The sequence below is a fragment of the Kitasatospora sp. NPDC028961 genome (assembly GCF_055564815.1).
Genome location: NZ_JBVHVO010000001.1, coordinates 466,309 through 487,179, shown reverse-complemented (window position 1 = coordinate 487,179; position 20,871 = coordinate 466,309). Strand labels below are relative to the sequence as shown.

The following is a 20,871-nucleotide window of genomic DNA, read 5'->3' as shown; positions in this document are numbered from 1 at the left end:
TGAGCGGCGGGGCGGTGTCGGTACGGGCGGGGCGGGAGCGGTGGGGCTCAGCCCATGACCTCGTGGACGAAGCACCAGCGCCAGTCCTCCCCCGGCTCGTACGAGCGGATCACCGGGTGGGAGCTGTTGTGGAAGTGCGCGGTGGCGTGCTTCCCCGGTGAGAAGTCGCAGCAGCCGATGTGCCCGCAGTCCAGGCAGAGCCGCAGGTGCACCCAGTCCCGGTTGCCCGCGGCCAGGCAGTCGGCGCAGCCGTCGGGCGGCGGCAGGGGCGCGATGTCCTGGGGTGCCGTGGCGAGGTCTTCGCAGGAGCTCATGCACGCAGAGTAGTGACGGCAGCCCCGGGCGGGCGCCCAAGACACGCCCGAGCCGGGCCGCACCCGGCCGTCTCCCGCCCGAGCCGTCTCCCGCCCGGCCGTCTGCTGCCCGGCCGTGCGGCGGCCACGCCGTGTGACGCTGGCCCGCGTCACACGGCGGGCTCACTCCGCGGGGACCTGCGCCCCCGGGGCCGTCCAGCTCGCCAGCATCGCGAGCTTCTGCGCGGTCGGCGAGCCCGGCGGGGCGGTGTAGGCGACCAGCAGCTGGTCGGGCGAGCCGTTGACGCTCAAGGTCTCGTAGCCGAAGTCGAGTTCGCCGACCAGCGGATGGTTGATCAGCTTGACGCCGTGGGTCTTCTGCTTCACCAGGTGGTCCGCCCAGAGCCGACGGAACTCCTCGCTGCGCACGGAGAGTTCGCCCACCAGCGCGGCCAGCTTGGCGTCCTCGGGGTGCCGGCCGGCGTCCAGCCGCAGATAGGCGACCGTCTCGGCCGCCACCGCGTCCCACTGCGGGTAGAACTCCCGCGCCGCCGGATCGAGGAAGGCGTACCGGGCGGCGTTGCGCCGGTCCGGCGGGGTGGCCGAGTAGCCCTGCACCGCGTCACCGAGGGCGTTCCAGGCGAGCACGTCCATCCGGCGGCCGAGGACGAAGGCCGGCACCCCGGCCATCAGGTCCAGCAGCAGCCGGGTGCCCTCGCGGACCGCCCGCCCGCCGCCGGCCGTCGTGGCCGGGCGCGCCGGGCGGGCCAGAGCGCGCAGGTGCGCGGCCTCCACCTCGTCCAGCCGCAACACCCGGGCCACCGCGGCCAGTACCGCGTCGGAGGCGCTGCCGCCCCGGCCCTGCTCCAGCCGGACGTAGTAGTCGACGCTGACCCCGGCGAGCTGCGCGACCTCCTCGCGGCGCAGGCCCTGCACCCGGCGGCGGCCGTGCGAGGGCAGGCCCACCTCCTCGGGCTGGATCCGGGCCCGGCGCGAGCGGAGGAAGTCCCCGACGGTGTTCTCCATGCCCGCAGCGTAGCCGCGGCCGCGCGCCGCGAGGGTGGTACGGCCTTACCCAGGAAAGGCGGTACCAGGAACCGCCGTCCCGGGAAAGGCTGTCCCCGGGCTGCGCTTTCCCAGGACATCGGTGGCCCTGGATGGCCCGCCCGGGCCCGCGCAGAGTGGTCCCGTCAGCCCGACCGCAAGGACCACGAAGGCAGGACCTCATGAGCTACGCCGCCCTGGCCACCCGTACCGCCGTCGTCACCGGAGCCGCCAGCGGCATCGGTGAGGCCACCGCCCGCCTGCTCGCCGCGGGCGGCGCCCGGGTCGCCCTGCTGGCCCGCCGCACGGAGCGGCTGGACGCGCTCGCCGCCGAGATCGCCTCGGCCGGCGGCCAGGCGCTCGCCGTCACCACCGACCTCACCGACCAGGCCTCGGTGGACGCCGCCGTCAAGGCCGTCCACGACGCCTACGGCGCGGTCGACCTGGTCGTCAACAACGCGGGCGTGATGCTGCCCAACCCCGTCGCCGACGGCCGGCTCGACGAGTGGACCCGCATGATCGACACCAACCTCACCGGTGTGCTGCGGATCCTGCGCGCCTTCACCGCGGACCTCACCGCGGCCGCCGGCGAGGGCCGCACCGCCGACCTCGTCAACGTCTCCTCCATCGCCTCGCACGTCGTCTTCCCCGACTACGCCGTGTACGGGGCCACCAAGGCCGCCGTCACCCAGCTCTCCGCCGCCCTCCGCACCGAGCTGGGCCCGCGCGACGTCCGGGTCAGCACCGTCGAGCCCGGGCTGACCGACACCGAGCTGGCCGGGCACATCGACAACCCCGCGCTGCGCGAGCAGCTGGGCGGGATGTTCGCCGCGATCCCGGCGATGACCTCCGAGGACATCGCCGACCTGATCGCCTACACCGTCACCCGCCCCCGGCACGTCAACCTCCGCCACCTGGTCGCCCTGCCGACCCGGCAGGCCTGAGCCGTCGGCGGCCCCGCCCGGGTTCCCCCACCGGGCGGCGGGCCGTCGTGGGAGCATGCCAACCGTGGCGATCGTGGCGGGGAGTACGAACAGCGACACCGGCGGTGCCCGGGCGGGCGGCCCGCCCGGGCCCGCCGGTACGCCGGGGCCGGACCGTGCCCCGGGGCAGGCCGGGGTCACCGAGCCCGCCGTCCCCGGACCGACCGCTCTCCCCGAACAGGCCGGCGCCCCCGGCCACGCCGGCACCCCCGAACGCCCCGGCGCACCCGGCCCCGCCGCCGCCGGCCGGGTCCGCCAGCCGGTGGCGCTGATCCGGCTGCTCGTCGGCCTCGCCACGATCGCGCTGACCCTGCTGCTCGCCGACTACGCCCGCGCCACCACCAGCGGCATCGCCGCCGACGTCGCCCAGGCCGCCCGGCTGGTGCCCCGCCCGCTGGCCGCGCTGGCGGGCGGCCTCTCCACCGCCGCCCTGCTGCTGGTACCGGTCTGGTCGGCGGTCCGCCGGCTGCTCTCGGCGGTGCCCGACCGCCGGCGCATCCTCCAGCACCTCTCGGACGGACTGCTGGCCGCCGTCCTCGCCTACGGCGCCTGCGTCGCCATGGACCTCGGGCTCGACGAGCTCGCCCCCGCCTCGCTGGTCGCCGCCCTCACCCAGCCGCTGCCCGGCGCCGGCCTCGCCCACACCGAACCGGTCTACGGCTACCTCGCCCCCGTCTTCGCCTTCATGACCGCCTCGGCCGCCCGCGAGCACCGGGTCCCCCGGATCGTCCTGTCGGTCTCCGCCCTCGCCGGACTGGCCGCCGGGTACGCCACGCCGACCGCCCTGCTGCTCGGCCTGCTGCTCGGCTGGACCGCCGCGCACGGCACCCTCTACGCCGTCGGCACCCCCGACCCCCGGCCCCGGCCCGCCCAGCTCCTGCAGAGCCTGCGCGAGGCGGGCCTGCGCCCCGTCGCCGCCCACCCCGCCGGGCCGGACCGCTACCTGGTCCGCCAGGAGGCCGGCCGCCCCGACCTCGACGTCCAGCTGCTCGACCGGCAGGCCGTCACCGCCGCCCTGGTCCAGCGCGCCTGGCGCCGGCTACGGCTGCGCACCGCCCCGCACCCCCGCGCGCTGCGCTCGCTGCGCACCGGGCTGGAGCACGAGGCACTGGTCTCCTACGCCGCCGTCGCCGCCGGCGTCCGCACCCGCCGGATCGCCGCCACCGCCGGGCTCGGCCGGGACAGCGCCCTGGTCGCGTACGAGTACCTGCCCGGCCGCACCCTGGACCAGCTCGCCACCGACGAGCTGACCGACCCGCTGCTCGCCGACGCCTGGTCCCAGCTCGCCCTGCTCCAGCGGCGGGAGATCTCGCACCGGGCCCTCGTCCCCTCCTCGCTCCTGGTCGACCGGGGCGGCGCGGTGCACCTGGTGGACCTCGCGGACGGCGACATCGCGGCGAGCGAGCTGGTGCTGCGCTGCGACATCGCCCAGCTGCTCACCACGCTCGCCCTGCGGGTCGGTGCCGAGCGGTCGGTGCGCAGCGCGGTGGCGGTGCTCGGGCCGGACGCCGTCGGCGCGGCCCTGCCGCTGCTGCAGCCGATCGCCCTGGCCCGCACCACCCGGACCGCGCTCAAGCAGACCGCCCGGGCGCACTGCGCCGCCCTCGCCCCGGAGGCCCCCGGGGCTCCCGGGGCTCCCGGGGCTCCCGGCGCTCCTGGCGCTCCTGGGGCGACCGCCGCCGGCCGGGCGGCCGCGCCCGCGCCGCCCGGCGAGCTGCTGGAGGCGATCCGCGCCGAAGTCCTGCGGACCCAGCCGCAGGCACCCGTCCGAGCGGTGAAGGTGGAGCGCCTGCGGCCCCGGACGCTGCTGGCCGTGGGCGGCGGCGTGGTCGCCGGCTGGCTGCTGCTGCCGCAGCTCTTCGCCTCCGAGCAGAACCCGATCGCCGCGCTGGGCGACGCCGACCCGCTCTGGCTGGCCCTCGCCGTGCTGACCGCGGCCGCCAGCCACTTCACCGCCGCGATGGGCTTCGTCGGCTTCGTCCCCGAGCGGCTGGACTTCCGCAACGCCGTGCTCGCCCAGCTGGCCGGCTCCTTCGTCAAGCTGGTCTCGCCGGGCGGCGTCGGCGGGGTCGCCCTGAACACCCGCTTCCTCCAGCGGGCCGGCATCCCGACCGCCCAGGCGCTGTCCAGCGTCGGCGTCGGCCAGCTCTTCGGCCTGGTGCTGCACCTGCTCCAGCTCGGTGCCTTCGTCTACCTGCTGGACCTGGAGCCCGGCGGCTCCGAGCTGGACGCGCTGCCGGCCGTGGTGAGCGGCCTGGCCGGCGCGGCGGTGCTGCTGGCCGGGGTCTCCGCCGTGCCGCCGGCCCGCCGCTGGCTGGCCGCCCGGCTGCGGCCGCTGACCTCCGAGGTGCTGCCCCGGCTGCTGGAGCTGCTGCGCAGCCCGGGCCGGCTGGCCGTCGGCGTGACCGGGCAGCTGCTGGTCTCGCTCTGTCTGGTCGCCTGCCTGTACTGCTGCGTCCGGGCAGTCGGCCGGGAGCCGGCCTTCGCCTCGGTCGCGGTGGTCTTCCTGATCGGCAACGCGGTCGGCAACGCGGCGCCGACCCCGGGCGGGGCCGGCGCCGTGGACAGCGCGCTGGTGACGCTGCTGGAGCACACCGCCTCGATGGAGGAGGGCGGCGCGCTGGCGGCCGTCGCGCTCTACCGCCTGCTCACCCTGGTGCTGCCGGTGCTGCCGGGCTGGGCGGCCTTCGCCTGGCTGCAACGGCGCGGGGCGCTGTAGCCGCCGTAGCGGCGGGGAGCGCCGTAGCGGCGGAGCGCTGTGGCGGCGGGGCAGTGGCGCCGGCAGGGGCGCGGTGCCGCTACTCCCGGTACTCGTCCTCGTCGAGCTCGACGACCCGGCTCTGCTCGGCGACGTCCGCGACCTCGGTGGCCGGATCGGCGCCGAGCGCCCGCCGCTCGGCCAGCTCGTCGTACTCGTCGCCCTCGTCCGCCTCGTCGTCCGGCTCGACCGCCTCGGCGACCTCGTCCAGGTAGTCCTCGTGATTCTGCGGCATGGCGTCCGTCCTTGCTGCTCGGAGGCTCCCACGGGGCCCGTTGGGGTACTGGAAGTATCCGCCGAGGGCCGCCCGGACGCGATGCGCCACCGGGCCTTCGGCGTGTTGTCCGGTCCCGGTCCGCGGCCTGCGGACCGGCCTCCCGCCTGCCCGGCCACCGGCGCGCAAAACGGGTGCCCGGCCGCCGGGGGTACGATCAGTGCCGTACCAGCAGGGCTTACCCTCACCCACCCGGTGGCCCCGAAGCCCTTACGAACGACGGGGAAATCATGTCCGGCTCGCACTACTTCACCGGTGCACCCGAGGTCGCCAGCGAGCGCCGTCCGATCACGGTCAGCCTGCCGGACGTCACCCTGGAACTGACCACCGACGCCGGTGTGTTCTCCCGCAGCCGGCTCGACCCGGGTACCCGGATCCTGCTGGAGCACGCGCCGCCGCCCCGGGTCCGCGGCCCGATCCTGGACGTCGGCTGCGGCTACGGCCCGATCGCGCTGACCTGGGCGACCAGGCGCAAGCGGCTGCCGGTCTGGGCGGTGGACGTGAACACCCGCGCGCTGGAGCTGGTCCGGCTCAACGCGGAGGCGCTCGGCCTGGGCAACGTGCAGGCCGCGCTGCCGGAGGACGTCCCCGAGGACCAGCGGTTCGCGGCGATCTACTCCAACCCGCCGATCCGGGTCGGCAAGGGCGAACTGCGCCGGCTGCTGCACCAGTGGCTCGGCCGGCTCACCCCGGACGGCTCGGCGTTCCTGGTGGTCCAGAAGCACCTGGGCTCGGACTCGCTGCAGAAGTGGCTGAACGACCAGGGCTACCCGACCACCCGCGTGACGTCGGTCAACGGGTTCCGGATTCTGGAAGCGCGGCCCCGCCCGGAGGGCGAGGGCCCCGAGAGTGGACGAGGTAGGACGTCGTGAAGCAGCTCCGCGGGACCGAACTGAAGCGCTTGCACCGCCAGTGGCGGCGCAGCAACGAGTTCCGGCTCGCGCTGATCCTGGAGAACCTCCAGTCGCCGTTCAACGTCGGCTCGGTCGTCCGGACCGGTGCCGCGATGGGCGCGGAGAAGCTGTACCTCACCGGCGACACCCCGTCGGTCCGCTCCTCCGGCGCCCAGAAGGCCGCGATGGGCACCGACAAGTACCTCAAGGTGGAGCACTTCCCCACCGTCGCCGAGGCCGTCGCCGCCGCCAAGGCGGACGGCTTCAAGGTGGTCGGCCTGGAGCTGGCGGACGAGGCGGTGCCGATGTTCGCCGCCGAGCTGACCCCGGCCGTGGCCTTCGTGCTGGGCCACGAGGACCGCGGCATCACCCCCGACGCGCTCGCGCTCTGCGACCAGGTGGTGTTCGTCCCGCAGCTCGGCCGCGTCGGCTCGCTCAACGTCTCCGCCGCCGCCACGGTGGCCTGCTACGAGGCGCGCCGCCAGGGGTACGCGCTCAGCGGCACCCCGGACGGCAGCGACCCGGGCGGCCCGGACCTCGACGACGAGTGACCCCGGAGTGATCGCCGGGTGAGCCCCGGTGGGGCTCACCCGGCTGGGCTCACCCGGCCGGGGCCCTCACACCTCGACCAGCACCTTGCCCCGGTTCGCCTCCCGGTCGACGTAGAGGCTCCGATAGGCTTTCGGGATCTCGTCGAAGCCCTTGTGCACGGTCTCGTGGTAGCGGATCTCGCCGCGCCGGACCAGCTCGCCGAGGTCCGCGTGCATCGCCGCCAACTGCGGCTCGTCGAACCACTCCTGGGCGAAGATCCCGCGGATGGTGGTGCGCGGGAACATGATGTACGGCAGCAGCCGGGGCCCGGTCAGCTCACCGTTCACCGTGGTCGCCCACTGCCAGCAGACCGCCACCCGGCTGTCCACGTTGAGCATGGTGAACACCGCGTCGGTGACGCTGCCGCCGAGGTTGTCGAAGTAGCGGTCGACCCCGTCCGGGGCCGCGAGCAGCAGCGCCGCGCGGACCTTCTCGGCGTCGTCCGCCTGGTCGTAGAGCACCACGTCGTCGAAGCCGAGCTCCTTCAGGTACGCGGCCTTGCCCGCCGAGGCGGTGGTGCCGACCACCCGGCCGGCGCCCGCGCGCCTGGCCAACTGGCCCACCAGGGTGCCGATCGCGCCGGAGGCACCGCTGATCACCACGGTGTCGCCCGGCCGCACCTCCAGGAACTTCGTCAGCGTGCCCCAGGCCGTCATCCCGGGCGCGCCCATGACGCCGAGCGCCGTGGAGAGCGGCAGCCGCTCGTCGTACCGGGCCGGGTCGAGTCGGCGGTAGGCGGGGAAGAGCATCGGGAAGACGCCGGTCTTCCACAGCTCCTCGGCGCCGTTGTGGACGACGTGGCTGCGCCAGCCGCCGAAGCCCTGGACGAGGTCGCCGACCTGGAAGGCCGCCTCCGGACCGGCCTCCAGCACCTCCATGATCGAGTCCGCGCCCATGTGGTGGCCGATCGGCGTCTCCAGCGCGAGGCCGTTCTGGTACGGGTCGACCGAGACGTACCTGGTCCGGAAGAGCATCTCGTCGGGCCGGAGGCTCACGTCGACCTCCTCGACCACCTTCCGGTAGATCCGGTTGACGTCCGGCACCCCGTCGAGGTGCTCGCGGACCACCCACTTCTCGATCTTCATGCCAGGGCCCCTGTCGAAACGGTACTGGTGGACGGGATCTCCTCGACCGGCCCGGTCTGCTGCTTCGGCGGCCGGCCGACGGGGAGGATCAGATGGGTGGGCGGCGGCGCGCTCAGGTCGATCTCGGCGCGGAACTCCCGACCGTCGTCCCGGCAGATGAACTGCATCACGTGCCGGCCGGCGGCGGCCGCCCGGATCAGGCCGCCGATGGTGGCCCAGACGCCGGAGAGGTAGAAGTCGGAGAGCCCGGGGAGCACCGGACCGTTCTTCTTGATCTCCTCCTCCACCGTCTCGCTGCCCTCGACGAAGGGGTTCCAGCCCGGGAACGTCCCGTCGTAGACCCCGGTGTAGCGGACCTGGGTGAGCGGGGTCGAGACGTCCGCCACCGCGACGGCGCTCTTGAAACCGGGGAAGCGCTCGTCCAGGAAGGACACGATGCCGTTGCGGACCTTGCGCTTGGCCGCCATGTACTCCCGGCCGTGCTTGACCGGCAGGGTGTGCAGTTCCTCGCCGCGCCGCACCCGGGAGGACTGCTCCGGACCGTCGTGCAGCGCCCGCCAGGGGTCGATGTCGGAGAAGTAGGTGGCGAACACCACGGTGGACTCCCGCGGCGCCAGCTCCGGGTAGTGCCGGGTGCGGAACTGCACGTTCATGCTCGGGCAGCGGATGCCGGTGAGCTCGGCGGCCCGCTGCTCGTCCAGCAGGTAGGTGGTGCACGGGTCGCCCTCCGGGAAGGGCCGGCGCAGGCCCAGGAAGAGCGCGACGTAGCCGGGCGACAACTGGCCCGGCTCGTCGATCAGCGAGGTGTAGAGCCTGCGGTAGGTGTCGTTCAGATAGCGGCCCTTGAGCAGCTTCATCACCGTGGTGTGGCCGTCGGCGGCGGAGACCACGATGTCGGAGCGGAACTCCCGCCCGTCGCTCAGCCGGACGCCCACCGCCCGGTCGTCCTCGACCAGGATCTCCTCGACCTTGGCGTTGTACGTCACCTCGCCGCCGAGCTTCCGGTACCGCTGCTCGATCGAGCGGGCCAGCGCGAGCGAACCGCCCTCCGGCACCCCGGCGGCCTGGTTGGCGTGCGAGGCCAGCTGGAAGTAGAAGGGCAGCACCGGGAAGGCCGGGTGCTTCTCGTAGAGGATGAAGTTGAACGCCTCGCGCAGCAGCGGGTCCTGGAAGCGCTGCGAGAAGTCGGTCATCAGGACGGTGATCGACTTCCGGATGGTGTTGAAGTACGGGAGGAAGGAGGCGAGCATCCGCCAGCGCTCGATCCGTCCCATCAGCCCGACCGGCTTGAGGAACGGGTAGACCGCCAGCGCCTTGCGGAACGTCCGGATGCCGTCGCAGAACTCCCGGACCGGCTTCGCGTCGGCCGGCGAGATGCCCAGCAGATGGGCCTCCAGCCGGTCCGGGTCGGAGTAGAAGTGCACCGCCCGGCCGTCCCTGCCGCGGACGATGTTGAACACGTCGAAGTGCCGCATCTCCTTGCCCTGGAGGGCGCCGAGCTCCAGCCAGATCTGGTACATCTCGTTGCCCGGCCCGTTGCCGAGCAACCAGCTGATGCACCAGTCGAAGGTGAAGTCGCTGCGGTCCCAGCCGGTGCAGGAGCCGCCGGGGATCTCGTGCATCTCGAAGACCTGGGTGCGGTACCCGTTCATCTGGGCGTAGCACCCGGTGGAGAGGCCACCGAGGCCTCCGCCCACGATGATCATCGTTTCTCGTCTGCGCGCTGGCGCCTTGTGCCGTGCCAATTCCCTGGCCTTCCTCGTGGTCGTGCCGTGTGCCGAGTGCCGTGTGCTTGTTCGCTGCTCGCCGCTCGCTGTGCGCTGCGTGCCGGGCGCTGTGTCACCAGGCGATCGGGAGCGCCTGCAGTCCGTTCACCATCGCGTCCGCCTTCCAGCGCAGTTCGTCCTCGGGGACGGCCAGCCGCAGGCCGGGCAGGCGGTCCAGCACCGTCTCGATCGCCACCTGGAGCTCCAGCCGGGCCAGATGGGCGCCGATGCAGTAGTGCACGCCGTGGCCGAAGCCGATGTGCGGATTGCCCTGGCGGTCCAGCACGAGGCGCTCCGGCTCCTCGAAGACCTCCGGATCGCGGTTGGCCGCGGCGGTGGCGATCATCACCGCGTCACCGGCCCGGATCGTCACCCCGCCCAGCTCGACGTCGGCCGTGGCGTAGCGCGGCAGGCTGAAGCCGGTAAGCAGCGGCACGTACCGCATCAGCTCCTCGACGGCCTTCGGGATCAGTTCGGGCTTCGCCCGCAGACGGCGCAACTCCTCCGGATTGACCAGGAGTTGGTGGAAGAAGTTGCCGATCTGGTTGGTGGTGGAGACGAAGCCGGCGATCAGCAGGTCACAGGCGATCGAGAGCAGCTCGTCCTCGCTGATCAGCCCCTGCTCGCGGCAGGCCCGGACCAGGACGGTCAGCAGGTCCTCGCCGGGCTCGCGGCCGCGCAGGTCCAGTACGCCGGCCATGTACTCGATGAACGCCTGGCCCTCGACGGCGAGCACCTCGCCGGGGGTGACGGCGGAGAGCACCGTCTCCGCCCACTGCCAGAGCATCCGGTGGTCCTCGGCGGGGATGCCGAGCACCTCGCAGATGATGGTGGTCGGCATCGGGATCGCGAAGTCCTCGACCAGGTCGGCCGGCGCACCCGCCGCGAGCAGGCCGTCGACCAGCTCGCCGGCCAGCTCCCTGGCCCGGACGCGCAGCCGCTCGACCCGTCGGGCGCTGAACTCCTTGGCCACCAGCGAGCGCAGCCGGGTGTGCTCCGGCGGCTCGGTGGAGAACAGCCCGGCGCCGCTGCGGGCGACCGGACGCATCCGGGGCTGGTCGTGGCCCATCGCCTCGGCGAGGCTGAAGCGCGGGTCGGCCAGCACCGTCCGCACGTCCTCGTAGCGGGTGACCAGCCAGGCGCCGTCACCGTAGGGCAGCCGGATCCGGGCCAGCGGCTGCTCGCGCAGCTCGGCGTACCGGGGGTGGAGGTCGAGGCCGAGCGACGCGAACGGGTAGGACAGCGGCGGCTGCTGCCTGAGCATGAGGTGGTCCACCTCTCGTGAGGGACTTCCATGGCCATGGGGGCTACTGGGACTGCCGGGGTGGCGGCCCGGGTCGCCGGACCCGGGCCGCGGGGAGGTGCACTGCTCAGGAGGCATCGGCGGTCGCCCCGGTGAGGATCTCCCTGGCCAGCCCGGCGTTGCGCGCGATGTACTCGTGGCCGAGCATCTCGGCGTGGGTGCCGAAGCCGCGGAACACCGCCGTACCGGTGGCCGAACTGCCGTGCCAGGCACCGTGCTCGCCGGCCGCGTAGAGGGCCACCTTCACGTCGTCGGAGATCACGCTGACCGGTGCGGCGATCACCCCCAAGTTGGGCGTACGGCTGCAGAACTGCAGGTAGTCCCTGGCCTGTTCGCGGGTCTCCTGGGCGACGATCTCCGAACCGGTGTGCCGCTGCAGGTGCTCGGCCAGCTCCTGCTCGAAGGCCTGGACGTGCTCGTCGCCGAGCGTGAAGGACTCCGGGATCCGGTGCGAGTCCATGATCACCACATTGGGCACCGCCCGGCCGCGCCGCTCCAGCTCCTTGGCGACCTCGAAGGCGAGGTTCCCGCCGAGCGAGTAGCCGAGCAGCGCGCACGGCCCGTCCGGCTGGATGGTGTCGATCAGGTCGGCGTAGCGGGTGACCTTGTCGTCCCCCGTGACGTAGTTGAACGCGACCATCCGGTACTCCGGCAGGTGCGCCGCGAACTGCCGGTAGACCAGGCCGTGGCCACCGGCCGGCGGGAAGCAGAAGATGGTCTGCTGCTGCTCCTGGTTGAACCAGAGGTACGGCTGAGCACCCTCCAGCCGGCCGGTGATGATGTGCTCCAGCGTCCTGGCCATCCCGTGCAGGGTGGTGACCTTGAACAGCTGGCTGACCGGGATCCTGATGTTGAACTCGCCCTGCAGCCCGTGGATCAGCTCGATCAGCTTGATCGAACTGCCCCCGCACTCGAAGAAGTCGTGCTCCAGGCCGAGCCCCTCGACGCCGAGCAGCGCCCGCCAGTGCTCGGCCATCCGGACCTCGTAGAGGGTGACCGGCGGTTCGGCGGCCCGGTCCTCGGCCTCCGCCCGGGGCGCGGGCAGGGCGGCGACGTCCACCTTGCCGTTGGCGGTGAGCGGCAGCGCGGGCAGCTCGGCGAAGTACGTCGGGATCATGAAGGTCGGCAGGTAGCCCGCCAGGTGGCGACGGAGCTCCCGGCGGTCGACCGTCCGCCCGGGGGCGGGGACGCAGTAGGCGCAGAGCACGTTCTCGCCGCTGCGGTCCGGCCGGACGGTCACCACCGCCTGGGCCAGCTCGGGCCACTCGGCGAGCTGGGTCTCGATCTCGCCCAGCTCGATCCGGTGACCGCGCACCTTGATCTGCGAGTCGGCCCGGCCGAGCAGGTGCACCCCGCCGTCGGCGTCCCAGCGGGCGAGGTCGCCGGTGCGGTAGAGCCGGACCGGATCGGTACCGTCCGCCCCGCCGAGCGGCAGGGTGGCGAAGCGGCGCGCGGTCTGCTCCTCGTCGCCGACGTAGCCGAGGGCCACTCCGGAGCCCCCGATCCACAGCTCCGCCGGCACCCCGGGCGGAACGGGCCGCCCCTGCTCGTCCAGCAGGTAGAAGGCGCTGTTCGGGAACGGCCGCCCGATCGGGACCATCCGGCTGGGCTCCAGACCGTCCGCCGGGCCCTCGAAGTAGGCGCTGTCGATGGTGGCCTCGGTGAGGCCGTAGGAGTTGATCAGGCGCGTCCGCGGACCGCACAGCGCGCGCAGCCGCTCGTACTCCTCGACCTTCCAGACGTCCGAGCCGACCACCAGCAGCCGCATGAAGTCCAGCCGCAGGCCGGACCGCTCGCAGTGGCCGATCACGGTCCGGACCACCGCGGGCACGAACTCCCCGGCGTCCACCCGCTCGGTCCGCATCACCTCGTAGAGCCGCGCGGTGTTGAACAGCAGCTCCCGGCCGACCAGCACCAGGGCGGCCCCCGAGCAGAGCGCGCGGACGTAGTCCCCGGTGAAGACGTCGAAGGACGGGCCGGCCATCTGGAGGTGGACCCGGGCATCGGTGTCCAGCCGGTACTCGGCGCGCCAGGCCTGGTAGGCCGAGGCGAGGTTGCGGTGCGAGACCCGGACGGCCTTGGGCCGGCCGGTGGAGCCGGAGGTGTAGATGACGTACGCGGGGCTGTCGAGGTCCACCGGCTCGTCGGTGAACCCGCCGGCGGAGCCCTCGGGAGCCTCGGCCACCTCGGATGCCTCGGACCCGCTGGTACCGCCGGTGCTGCCGGTGCTGCCGGTGCTGCCGGTCCCGCCGGGCTCGTCCGCTCCGGTCAGCTCCGCCGGTGCGACGATCCGGACCGGCAGCCCGCCGAGCCGCTCCGGGTCACCGACCAGCAGACCGGCGCCGGCGTGCTCGATCATGTACGCCAGCCGGTCGGCCGGGTGACCCGGATCCAGCGGGAGGTAGGCCGCCCCGGTACGGAGCACGGCCAGCAGGGCGACGACCAGCTCCGGCGACTTGTCCAGGCAGAGCGCCACCACCGAGCCCGGCCCGGCGCCGAGGGCCCTCAGCCGGGCCGCCGCGCTCCGGGAGCGGCGCGCCAGCTCGCCGTAGCTCAGCCGGGCGGTCGGGCCGGACTCCGCCGGAGCGGCCACCGCCGGGGCGTCCGGATCGGCGGCGGCCGCCCGGAGGATCAGCTCGTGCACCGGCTCCTCGTGGGCCACCCGCCGCTCGGCACCGCTCCACCGCTGGATCACCCGGGCCCGCTCCACCGGACCGAGCAGCTCCAGCCCGGTGGCCGGCTGCTCGGCGCCGGCCCCGGTCAGCCCCTCCAGCAGGTTGGTGTAGTGCCCGGCGAGGCGGGCCATCGTCTCCGGCAGGAAGAGGTCGGTGTTGTACTTGAAGACGCAGTGGAAGCGACGCTCCGCCTCGTCCTCGTAGGCGGACAGCGTGAGGTCGAACTGCCCTTCCTCCTCCGGGAGTTCGATGTACTCCAGGTGGTAGCCGTACTTCTCGGTGGCCACCTTGTGGTGCAGCAGGATGAACATCGCCTGGAAGACGGCGGAGCGGCTCGGGTCGTGCTGCAGTCCGAGCTTCTCCACCAGCAGCACGAACGGGTACTCCTGGTTGTCCAGCCCGCCCAGCACGGTGGTGCGCACCTGGGCCAGCAGCTCCGCCACGGTCGGCGACCCGGCCAGCGAGACGTGCAACGGCAGCGGATTGACGAAGTAGCCGTAGACCGAGCCGAACTCCTCGTCGGTGCGGCCGGTCACCGGGCTGCCGACGATGATGTCGTCCTGGCCCGAATAGGCGTGCAGCAGCAGGTAGTAGGCGCTGAGCAGCACCATGAAGACGGTGACGTTGTGCTCCCGGGCCAGCGCGTGCACCCGGGCGCTGAGCCGCTCGTCCAGCACGAAGAACTCGGAGGCGCCGTTGTGCGTCTGCACCGCCGGGCGCGGCTTGTCGGTGGGCAGGCTGAGGATCGGCACCTCGGCGGGCAGGTGCGAGCGCCAGTAGTCGAGCATCCGCGGCGCCTCGCGGCCGGCCAGGAACTCGTTCTGCCGGTTGAGGAAGTCCAGGTAGCGGGCGGTGACCGGGGGCAGTTCCGGGGCCCGGCCCTGCCGCAGCCCCTCGTAGACGGCGAGCAGTTCCTCGATGAAGGTGAAGGTGGAGATCGCGTCCGAGATGATGTGGTGGACGGCCTTCATGATCACCCACTGCTCCGGCCCGCGCTTGAACAGCCGGAACCGCACCAGCGGATCGCGCTCCAGGTCGTACGGCTTGCGGTACTCGCGGACGATCAGGTCGTGGACCTCCGCCCACTCCAGCCCCTGGACGTCGAAGACCCCGAAGTCCGGCTCGACCTCGGCGCGGACCCGCTGCACGGCGTGGCCGCCGTCCAGCACGAAGTTGGCCCGCAGGCTGGGGTGGCGCCCGACCATCGTCCGGAAGGCGGCGGCCATCAGCTCCGGCTCCAGCTCCACCCGGACCTCGACCGCGCCGCCGATGTTGTAGGCGAAGCCGTCCGGGTTGAGCTGCTTGAGGAACCAGAGCGCCTTCTGGTTCTGCGTCAGCGGGTGCTGCGACTCGTCCTCGTACCGCTCGACCTCGGCCGCGCCGGCGCCGGTGCCGTCGTCCTCGATCAGCTCGGCCAGACCGGTGTACAGCTGGGCGACCAGCTCGGCCACCGGGGCGTTGGAGAGCAGCGCCACCACCGGGAGGGCGGTGCCCAGCTCGGTGTTGAGCCGGGCCCGCAGCTCCATCGCGAGCAGCGAGTCCAGCCCGAGCCCGCTCAGGCCGGTACCGGGCTCGATCTGCTCCGCCGGCACCCGGAGCACGGTGGCGGCGAGCGCGACGAAGCGCTCGGTGAGCAGCCCCCGGCGCTCCTCCTCGCCGGCCGCCCGCAGCACCTCCAGCAGGCTGCTCCGCCGCGGCGCCGGCGCGTTCTCCCGGGCTGCGGCGGCCAGACCGGCGACCAGCGGCGGCGGGGCCGGGTACCAGGACAGGAAGACCGGCCAGTCGATCACGGTGGCGACCAGCAACTGGGCGCGGTCCTGGCCCAGTACCCGCTCCAGCACGGCCATCCCGCTCTCGGGCGCGAGGGAGCTCATGCCGCGGCTGTTGCGGTAGTGCTCGACCAGGCCGAGCTCCTCGATCATGCCGGTCGCCCAGGGGCCCCAGTCCAGGCTGAGGGCGGGCAGGCCGAGGGCGCGGCGGTGGTGCGCCAGCGCGTCCAGGAAGGCGTTCCCGGCCGCGTAGTTGGTCTGGCCGGCGGTGGTCAGCAACGAGGCGATCGAGGCGAACAGCACGAAGTGGTCGAGCGGCTCGCCCGCCAGCTGCCGGTGCAGGGCGAAGGCGCCCAGCACCTTGGGGCCGTGGACGGCGTCGAACACCTCGCGGTCCAGCTCCGCCACCAGGGTGTCGCGGACCTGCCCGGCCAGGTGGAAGACGCCCCGGACGGGCGGCGACTCCAGCGCCCGGTACTCCGCGAGCCAGTCCGCGAGGGCGCGTTCGTCGGTGATGTCCAGCGCCACCGGGACGGGCTGGGCGCCGAGCGACTCCAGCTCGCGCAGGAAGGCGACACCGCGACCGGCCCGGCTCTCCGGGTCGAGGCCGCGCCACCGCTCGCGCGGGGGCAGCGGGCTGCGGCCGACCAGGATCAGCCGGCGGGCGCCACGACGGACCAGGGTGCGGCAGAGCAGCCGGCCGAGGGCGCCGAACGCTCCGGTCACCAGGTAGCTGCCGTCCGCGCGCAGGCTGGGCGGCAGCGGACCGGTCAGCCCTTCGGCGGGGCGCAGCCGGTTGGTCAGCCGGCACCCGCCGCGCAGCGCGATCTCGTCCTCGTCGGCCAGCGCGAACTCGCGCAGCAGCGCGGCCGCCTCCGCTCCGGCCGGGCCGGCCGGACCGAGGTCGATCAGCTTGCCGGGGTGGCCGGGCAGCTCCTGGTGGCGCAGCACCCGGCCGATCCCCCAGGCGGGCGCGCCGAGCGGCTCGACCGGCTCGTCGGGGGCGGTGGCCTGGGCGGCCCGGGTGACGATGTGCAGCCTGCAGTCGGGCAGTTCGGCGGAGAGCAGGGCGGCCAGCGTGACCAGGCTGTAGGCGCCGGCGCCGGTGTGACCCGCCACCGTGGCGTGGTCGGCGCCCGCCAGCGCGGGCCGGTCGAGGTTCCACAGGTGGACGACGGCGGCCGGATCGGCGGCCCCGGCGGCCCGCCGGTCGGCCAGCAGCCGGCCGAGGTCCGCGGCGGAGCCGGGATCCACGGTGGACTCCCGCCCGTCCGCGGCGGTCCGGTAGCCGCTGCCCGGGCGGACGAGGTGGCAGCTGCCACCGCGCCCCGTGATCCGGTCGGCCAGCTCCTCGGCGACGCCGCCGGCATCGGCGAACAGCAGCCAGTGGTCCGGGTGCTCGGCCAGCAGGTCGGGGGCGTCCGAGGCGCCCGGCAGCTCCGACCAGGAGGGCTCCACCAGCCAGCCGTCGATGGTGGCGAGGCCGACCGCGGTGGAGGCCTTCTCCACGTCGGCGGCCCGGAACCCGGTGATCCCGCCGAGCGGGGTGCCGCTCCCGTCGTAGACGGCGATGTCCCCGACGAGCTCGTCGCCGCCGTCCCGGGTCACCGTGGCGTGCACCCAGAGCGGCTGCTCCCCGACCGGGTCCAGCCGGACCTCGTCGATGGCGAGCGGCAGCTTGATGCCGGTGCCGGCAGTGCCGGTCGCCACCAGGAGCTGGGGGGTCAGCAGGGTCTGGAAGAAGGCGTCCATCAGCACCGGGTGCACCTGGTGGCCGGCGCCCTGCCCGGCGATCGCCGCCGTCGGCCGGACGACGGCCAGCGCCTCGCCGGGGCCGATCCAGACCTCGTCGATGCCCTGGAACGCCGGCCCGTAGTGGTAGCCGAGACCGGCCAGCTCGCGGTAGCAGTCGGGGCCGGCCAGGTGGCGGGCGGCGCGCTCGCGGATCGGCCCGGCGTCCAGCCGGTGGCCGGGCCGCCGGCGCTGGCCGGGGCGGACGGTGCCGACGGCGTGGACGGTACGGCCCGGCCCGGCCCCGGCCCCGCCTCCGGCGCCGTCGCCGTCGCCGTCCGTCCCGGACGGGCCGGTGGTGACGGCCGTGCCGGTGGTGATCGTGAACGAGCCGTTCTCGGCGGAGAGGGTGAGCTGGACGGCGCGGCTCTCCTCGTCGGGCAGGAAGAGCGCCTTGCGCAGCTCGATCCCGGCCAGCGCCGCGTCCGCCCCGCCGGTCAGCGCGCGGACCGCCTGGACGGCCATCTCCAGGTACCCGGCTGCGGGGAAGAGCACCCGGCCCTGGATCCGGTGGTCCTCCAGATACGGCAGCACCTCTGCGTCCAGCCGGGCCTCCCAGGCGGGCTCGCCCCCCGCGAGACGGCGGCCGAGCAGCGGGTGGTCCTGCCGGCCCCGGCGGACCTGCTCCACCGCCCGGGGCTCGACCCAGTGCCGGTCCCGCTTGAACGGGTAGCGCGGCAGCGGGACCGGGCGCCCGGTCGGCTGCAGCACCGACCAGTCGACCTCGACCCCGAGGTTGTGCAGGGCGGCCAGCGAGGCGGTGAACGTGGTCCGCTCGTCCTCCTGGCGGCGGATCGAGGGCAGCGTCCGGACGTCGGGGCGCTCGGCGCCGCCGGGCCGGGCTTCCAGCGTCTCCTGGATCGAGCGGCCCAGCACCGGGTGCGGTCCGACCTCCAGGAAGAGGCTGTACCCGTCGTCCCCGAGCCGCTGCACGGCCTGCTGGAAGCGGACACTGTCGCGGACGTTGTGCCACCAGTAGCCGGCGTCCAGCTCGGTGCCGTGCGCGGTGCCCTCCCGGCCGGTGAGGTAGAGCGGCACCTGGGCGGGGCGGGCCTTGAGGTCGGCGAGCGACTCCAGCAGCTCGTCCTTGATCAACTCCATCCGGGCGCTGTGGTACGGCACTTCGACGGTCAGCGGGCGGGCGAAGACCTGCTCCGCGGTGAGCGCGGCGGCCAGCTCGGCGAGCACCGTCTCGTCCCCGGCGAGGGTGAGCGAGGTCGGACTGTTGATCGCGGCCACCGACACCGCGTCACCGTACGGGCGGATCCGGCGGACCGCCTCGGCCTCGGTGAGGGAAGCGGCCAGCATGCCGCCGGTACCGGCCAGCCGCTGCTGGAGCCGACTGCGGTGCACCACCACCTTGACCGCGTCGGCCAGGTCGTAGACCCCGGCCTCGTGGAAGGCGGCCACCTCCCCGGTGCTGTGGCCGACCACGGCGTCCGGACGCACCCCGCGGCTGCGCCAGAGCGCGGCGAGGCCGATCTGGACGGCGAAGTTGGCGGGCTGGGCGAGCCAGGTCTCGGCCATCCGGGAGTGCGCCTCGTCGGCGGCCAGCTCGTCGGTCAGCGACCAGCCGGTGAGCTCGGCGAGGTGCTCGGCGCAGCGCTCGACGGCCTCGCGGTAGACCGGCTCGGTCGCGAAGAGCCGGCGGCCCATCCCCCACCACTGCGGACCCATGCCGGTGAAGACCCAGGCCAGCCGGCGGTGCCGCGCCTCGCGCCGCTGGCCGGTCAGCACCCGGGGGTGCGGTTCGCCCCGCAGGTACGCGGTGAGCGCCTCGTCCAGCGATTCGGGCGAGTCGTAGACCACGGAGAGCCGGGAGTCGAGGTGCTGGCGGCGGTGGGCCAGGGTGTGCCCGAGGTCGGCCGGTCGGGCGGGGGTGCCGCCGCGCGCACCGGCCAGCTCGCCCTGGATCCCGGCGGCCAGCTCGGGCAGGGCGGCGGCGTCGCGGGCGGTGAGCGGCAGGACGGTGAGCGGGAGGACGGCCGGGCCCTCCGGCGGCTCGGACGGCTCCTCGGCCGGCGCCGGCTCGGGAGCGGCCTCCAGCAGGACGTGGGCGTTGGTGCCGCCGAAGCCGAAGGAGTTGACCCCGGCCCTGGCCGGGCCCCGGTGGTCCGGCCAGGGGGTCGGCTCGGACGGGATCTCGAACGGCAGGGTGGCCGGGTCGATCGCCGGGTTGAGCCGCTCCAGGTTGATGTGCGGCGGGATCAGGCGGTGCTTCAGCGCCAGCGCCGACTTGATCAGCCCGGCCAGGCCCGAGGCGGACTCGGTGTGCCCGATGTTGGTCTTGACCGAGCCCACGTAGCACCTGTCGCCGGGGCGGCGGCCGACCGCCAGCGCCCGCGCCAGGGCGTTCGCCTCGATCGGGTCGCCGACCGGGGTGGAGGTGCCGTGCGCCTCGACGTACTGGAGGCTGCCGGGGGTGATGCCGGCCTCGGCGCAGACCCGCTCGATCAGGCTCACCTGGGCGTCCGGGTTGGGCACCGTGATCCCGTTGGTGCGGCCGTCCTGGTTGACCCCGCTGCCGATGATCACGGCGTGGATCGGGTCGCCGTCGCGCACGGCGTCGGAGAGCCTCTTGAGCGCGACGACCGCGACCCCCTCGGCCCGGACGTAGCCGTCCGCCGAGGCGTCGAAGGTGCGCGAGCGGCCCTCCGGCGAGAGGAAGCCGCCCTTGGTCTCGGCGATGGTGTACTGCGGCGCGATGTGCAGCAGGGTGCCGCCGGCCAGCGCGAGGTCGGTCTCGCCGCGCAGCAGGCTCTGGGCGGCGAGGTGGACGGCGACCAGCGAGGAACTGCAGGCGGTGTCCAGCGAGACGCTGGGCCCCCGGAAGTCGAAGCAGTGCGAGATCCGGTTCGACACCATCGTCATCATGGTGCCGGTGGCGGTGTGCGCGGCCAGGGTCTCGAAGGAGAGGTCCGAGAACTGGACGATCTTGTAGTCCAGGGTGAACGCGCCGACGTAGACACCGACGTCACGCCCCGCCAGCTCACCCGGCTTCTGCCCGCCGTCCTCCAGCGCCTCCCAGGCCACCTCCAGCAGCTTCCGCTGCTGCGGGTCCATGTGGTCGGCCTCCCGGCCGCTGATCCCGAAGAACGCCGGGTCGAACTCGTCGAAGCCGTCGATGTAGCCGCCCCGGCCGCCGACCAGCCGGCCCGGCTTGGCCTTGTCCCGGCTGCCGAGGGTGGCCACGTCGTACCGGCTGCGCGGCGTCGGCGTGATGCAGTCCTTGCCGTCGACCAGGTTCTGCCAGAACGACCGGTGGTCACTGGCACCGCCCGGGAACCGGCAGCCGATCCCGATGATCGCGATCCGCTCCGGTCCGTCGGCGGGCCCGGCGGGAGCGGGCACGCCGGCGGCCGGGGCGGCGGCGGGCACGGCGGCGGCGGTAGCGGCGGCGGGGGTGGCGGCGTAGCGGGTGGCGGAGGCGATCGAGGAATCAGAGGTATCGGGAACTGCGGGGCATGAATCCGTCATGGTCGAGTCCTTGTGTCGCTGCGTTCGCGCGCGCGGCACGGGCGTGGGAGCACCGCACGGGCGTGGGGACGGCGGCTGCGGACCGGTTCCAGGCAGGCCGGAGACCGGACCGGCCGAAGGGGACAGGCCGAGGGCCGGCGAGGAGTGCGAGCGGGGAATGGGCGGCGGG

The 20,871-nt window shown here is 74.0% G+C and carries 11 protein-coding genes; 4 read left to right on the top strand and 7 right to left on the bottom strand.

Annotated elements, in window-relative coordinates:
• Positions 1-47: 47 nt before the first annotated feature.
• Both ACZ4UX_RS02085 and ACZ4UX_RS02080 read right to left on the bottom strand, forming a co-directional pair.
• Complete coding sequence (locus ACZ4UX_RS02085) at positions 48-314, bottom strand: UBP-type zinc finger domain-containing protein (protein WP_329488471.1); 267 nt, start codon at positions 312-314, stop codon at positions 48-50.
• 162 nt (positions 315-476) lie between these two features.
• The gene (locus ACZ4UX_RS02080; protein ID WP_465704980.1) at positions 477-1,319 is read right to left on the bottom strand and encodes a helix-turn-helix transcriptional regulator; all 843 of its coding nucleotides are present in this window, start codon (positions 1,317-1,319) and stop codon (positions 477-479) included.
• A gap of 200 nt (positions 1,320-1,519) precedes the next feature.
• Here ACZ4UX_RS02080 and ACZ4UX_RS02075 point away from each other — a divergent pair, with 200 nt between their 5' ends.
• Together ACZ4UX_RS02075 and ACZ4UX_RS02070 are read left to right on the top strand one after the other, a co-directional pair.
• On the top strand, positions 1,520-2,281 hold the full coding sequence (locus ACZ4UX_RS02075) for an SDR family oxidoreductase (RefSeq protein WP_329488474.1): 762 nt from the start codon (positions 1,520-1,522) through the stop codon (positions 2,279-2,281).
• Between the two features lie 73 nt (positions 2,282-2,354).
• A complete protein-coding gene (locus ACZ4UX_RS02070) occupies positions 2,355-5,039 on the top strand; it encodes a lysylphosphatidylglycerol synthase domain-containing protein (protein WP_465704978.1) in 2,685 nt (894 codons plus the stop codon).
• Between the two features lie 79 nt (positions 5,040-5,118).
• Here the strand turns inward: ACZ4UX_RS02070 and ACZ4UX_RS02065 are convergent, their stop codons facing one another.
• On the bottom strand, positions 5,119-5,313 hold the full coding sequence (locus tag ACZ4UX_RS02065; RefSeq protein WP_329488477.1) for a hypothetical protein: 195 nt from the start codon (positions 5,311-5,313) through the stop codon (positions 5,119-5,121).
• A gap of 269 nt (positions 5,314-5,582) precedes the next feature.
• Here ACZ4UX_RS02065 and ACZ4UX_RS02060 point away from each other — a divergent pair, with 269 nt between their 5' ends.
• Positions 5,583-6,224, top strand: coding sequence for a class I SAM-dependent methyltransferase (locus ACZ4UX_RS02060; protein ID WP_465704976.1), 642 nt, complete (start codon positions 5,583-5,585; stop codon positions 6,222-6,224).
• Positions 6,221-6,796 carry a TrmH family RNA methyltransferase gene (locus tag ACZ4UX_RS02055; RefSeq protein WP_352291022.1) on the top strand — a complete coding sequence of 192 codons (576 nt, stop codon included), beginning with the start codon at positions 6,221-6,223 and terminating at the stop codon, positions 6,794-6,796. The genes ACZ4UX_RS02060 and ACZ4UX_RS02055 overlap by 4 nt, the downstream gene beginning before the upstream one ends.
• A 66-nt stretch (positions 6,797-6,862) precedes the next feature.
• On the opposite strand, the gene ACZ4UX_RS02050 is transcribed toward ACZ4UX_RS02055, so the two are convergent.
• The 4 genes from ACZ4UX_RS02050 to ACZ4UX_RS02035 all read right to left on the bottom strand — a co-directional run bounded on the left by ACZ4UX_RS02050 (position 6,863) and on the right by ACZ4UX_RS02035 (position 20,702).
• Positions 6,863-7,921, bottom strand: a complete 1,059-nt coding sequence (locus ACZ4UX_RS02050) for an MDR family NADP-dependent oxidoreductase (RefSeq protein WP_380384106.1) — start codon at positions 7,919-7,921, stop codon at positions 6,863-6,865.
• The gene (locus ACZ4UX_RS02045; RefSeq protein ID WP_465704974.1) at positions 7,918-9,627 is read right to left on the bottom strand and encodes a phytoene desaturase family protein; all 1,710 of its coding nucleotides are present in this window, start codon (positions 9,625-9,627) and stop codon (positions 7,918-7,920) included. The genes ACZ4UX_RS02050 and ACZ4UX_RS02045 overlap by 4 nt, the downstream gene beginning before the upstream one ends.
• Positions 9,628-9,760: 133 nt before the next feature.
• Positions 9,761-10,951: a cytochrome P450 gene (locus tag ACZ4UX_RS02040; protein ID WP_352291025.1), complete on the bottom strand. Its 1,191-nt coding sequence runs from the start codon at positions 10,949-10,951 to the stop codon at positions 9,761-9,763.
• A gap of 106 nt (positions 10,952-11,057) precedes the next feature.
• On the bottom strand, positions 11,058-20,702 hold the full coding sequence (locus ACZ4UX_RS02035; protein ID WP_465704971.1) for a non-ribosomal peptide synthetase/type I polyketide synthase: 9,645 nt from the start codon (positions 20,700-20,702) through the stop codon (positions 11,058-11,060).
• Positions 20,703-20,871: the final 169 nt, after the last annotated feature.

Coding starts and splice junctions, on each gene's coding strand:
- ACZ4UX_RS02075 (WP_329488474.1), top strand. CDS start 1,520: ATGAGCTACGCCGCCCTGGCCACCCGTACCGCCGTCGTCACCGGAGCC.
- ACZ4UX_RS02035 (WP_465704971.1), bottom strand. CDS start 20,702: ATGACGGATTCATGCCCCGCAGTTCCCGATACCTCTGATTCCTCGATC.
- ACZ4UX_RS02065 (WP_329488477.1), bottom strand. CDS start 5,313: ATGCCGCAGAATCACGAGGACTACCTGGACGAGGTCGCCGAGGCGGTC.
- ACZ4UX_RS02085 (WP_329488471.1), bottom strand. CDS start 314: ATGAGCTCCTGCGAAGACCTCGCCACGGCACCCCAGGACATCGCGCCC.
- ACZ4UX_RS02040 (WP_352291025.1), bottom strand. CDS start 10,951: ATGCTCAGGCAGCAGCCGCCGCTGTCCTACCCGTTCGCGTCGCTCGGC.
- ACZ4UX_RS02060 (WP_465704976.1), top strand. CDS start 5,583: ATGTCCGGCTCGCACTACTTCACCGGTGCACCCGAGGTCGCCAGCGAG.
- ACZ4UX_RS02080 (WP_465704980.1), bottom strand. CDS start 1,319: ATGGAGAACACCGTCGGGGACTTCCTCCGCTCGCGCCGGGCCCGGATC.
- ACZ4UX_RS02050 (WP_380384106.1), bottom strand. CDS start 7,921: ATGAAGATCGAGAAGTGGGTGGTCCGCGAGCACCTCGACGGGGTGCCG.
- ACZ4UX_RS02045 (WP_465704974.1), bottom strand. CDS start 9,627: ATGATCATCGTGGGCGGAGGCCTCGGTGGCCTCTCCACCGGGTGCTAC.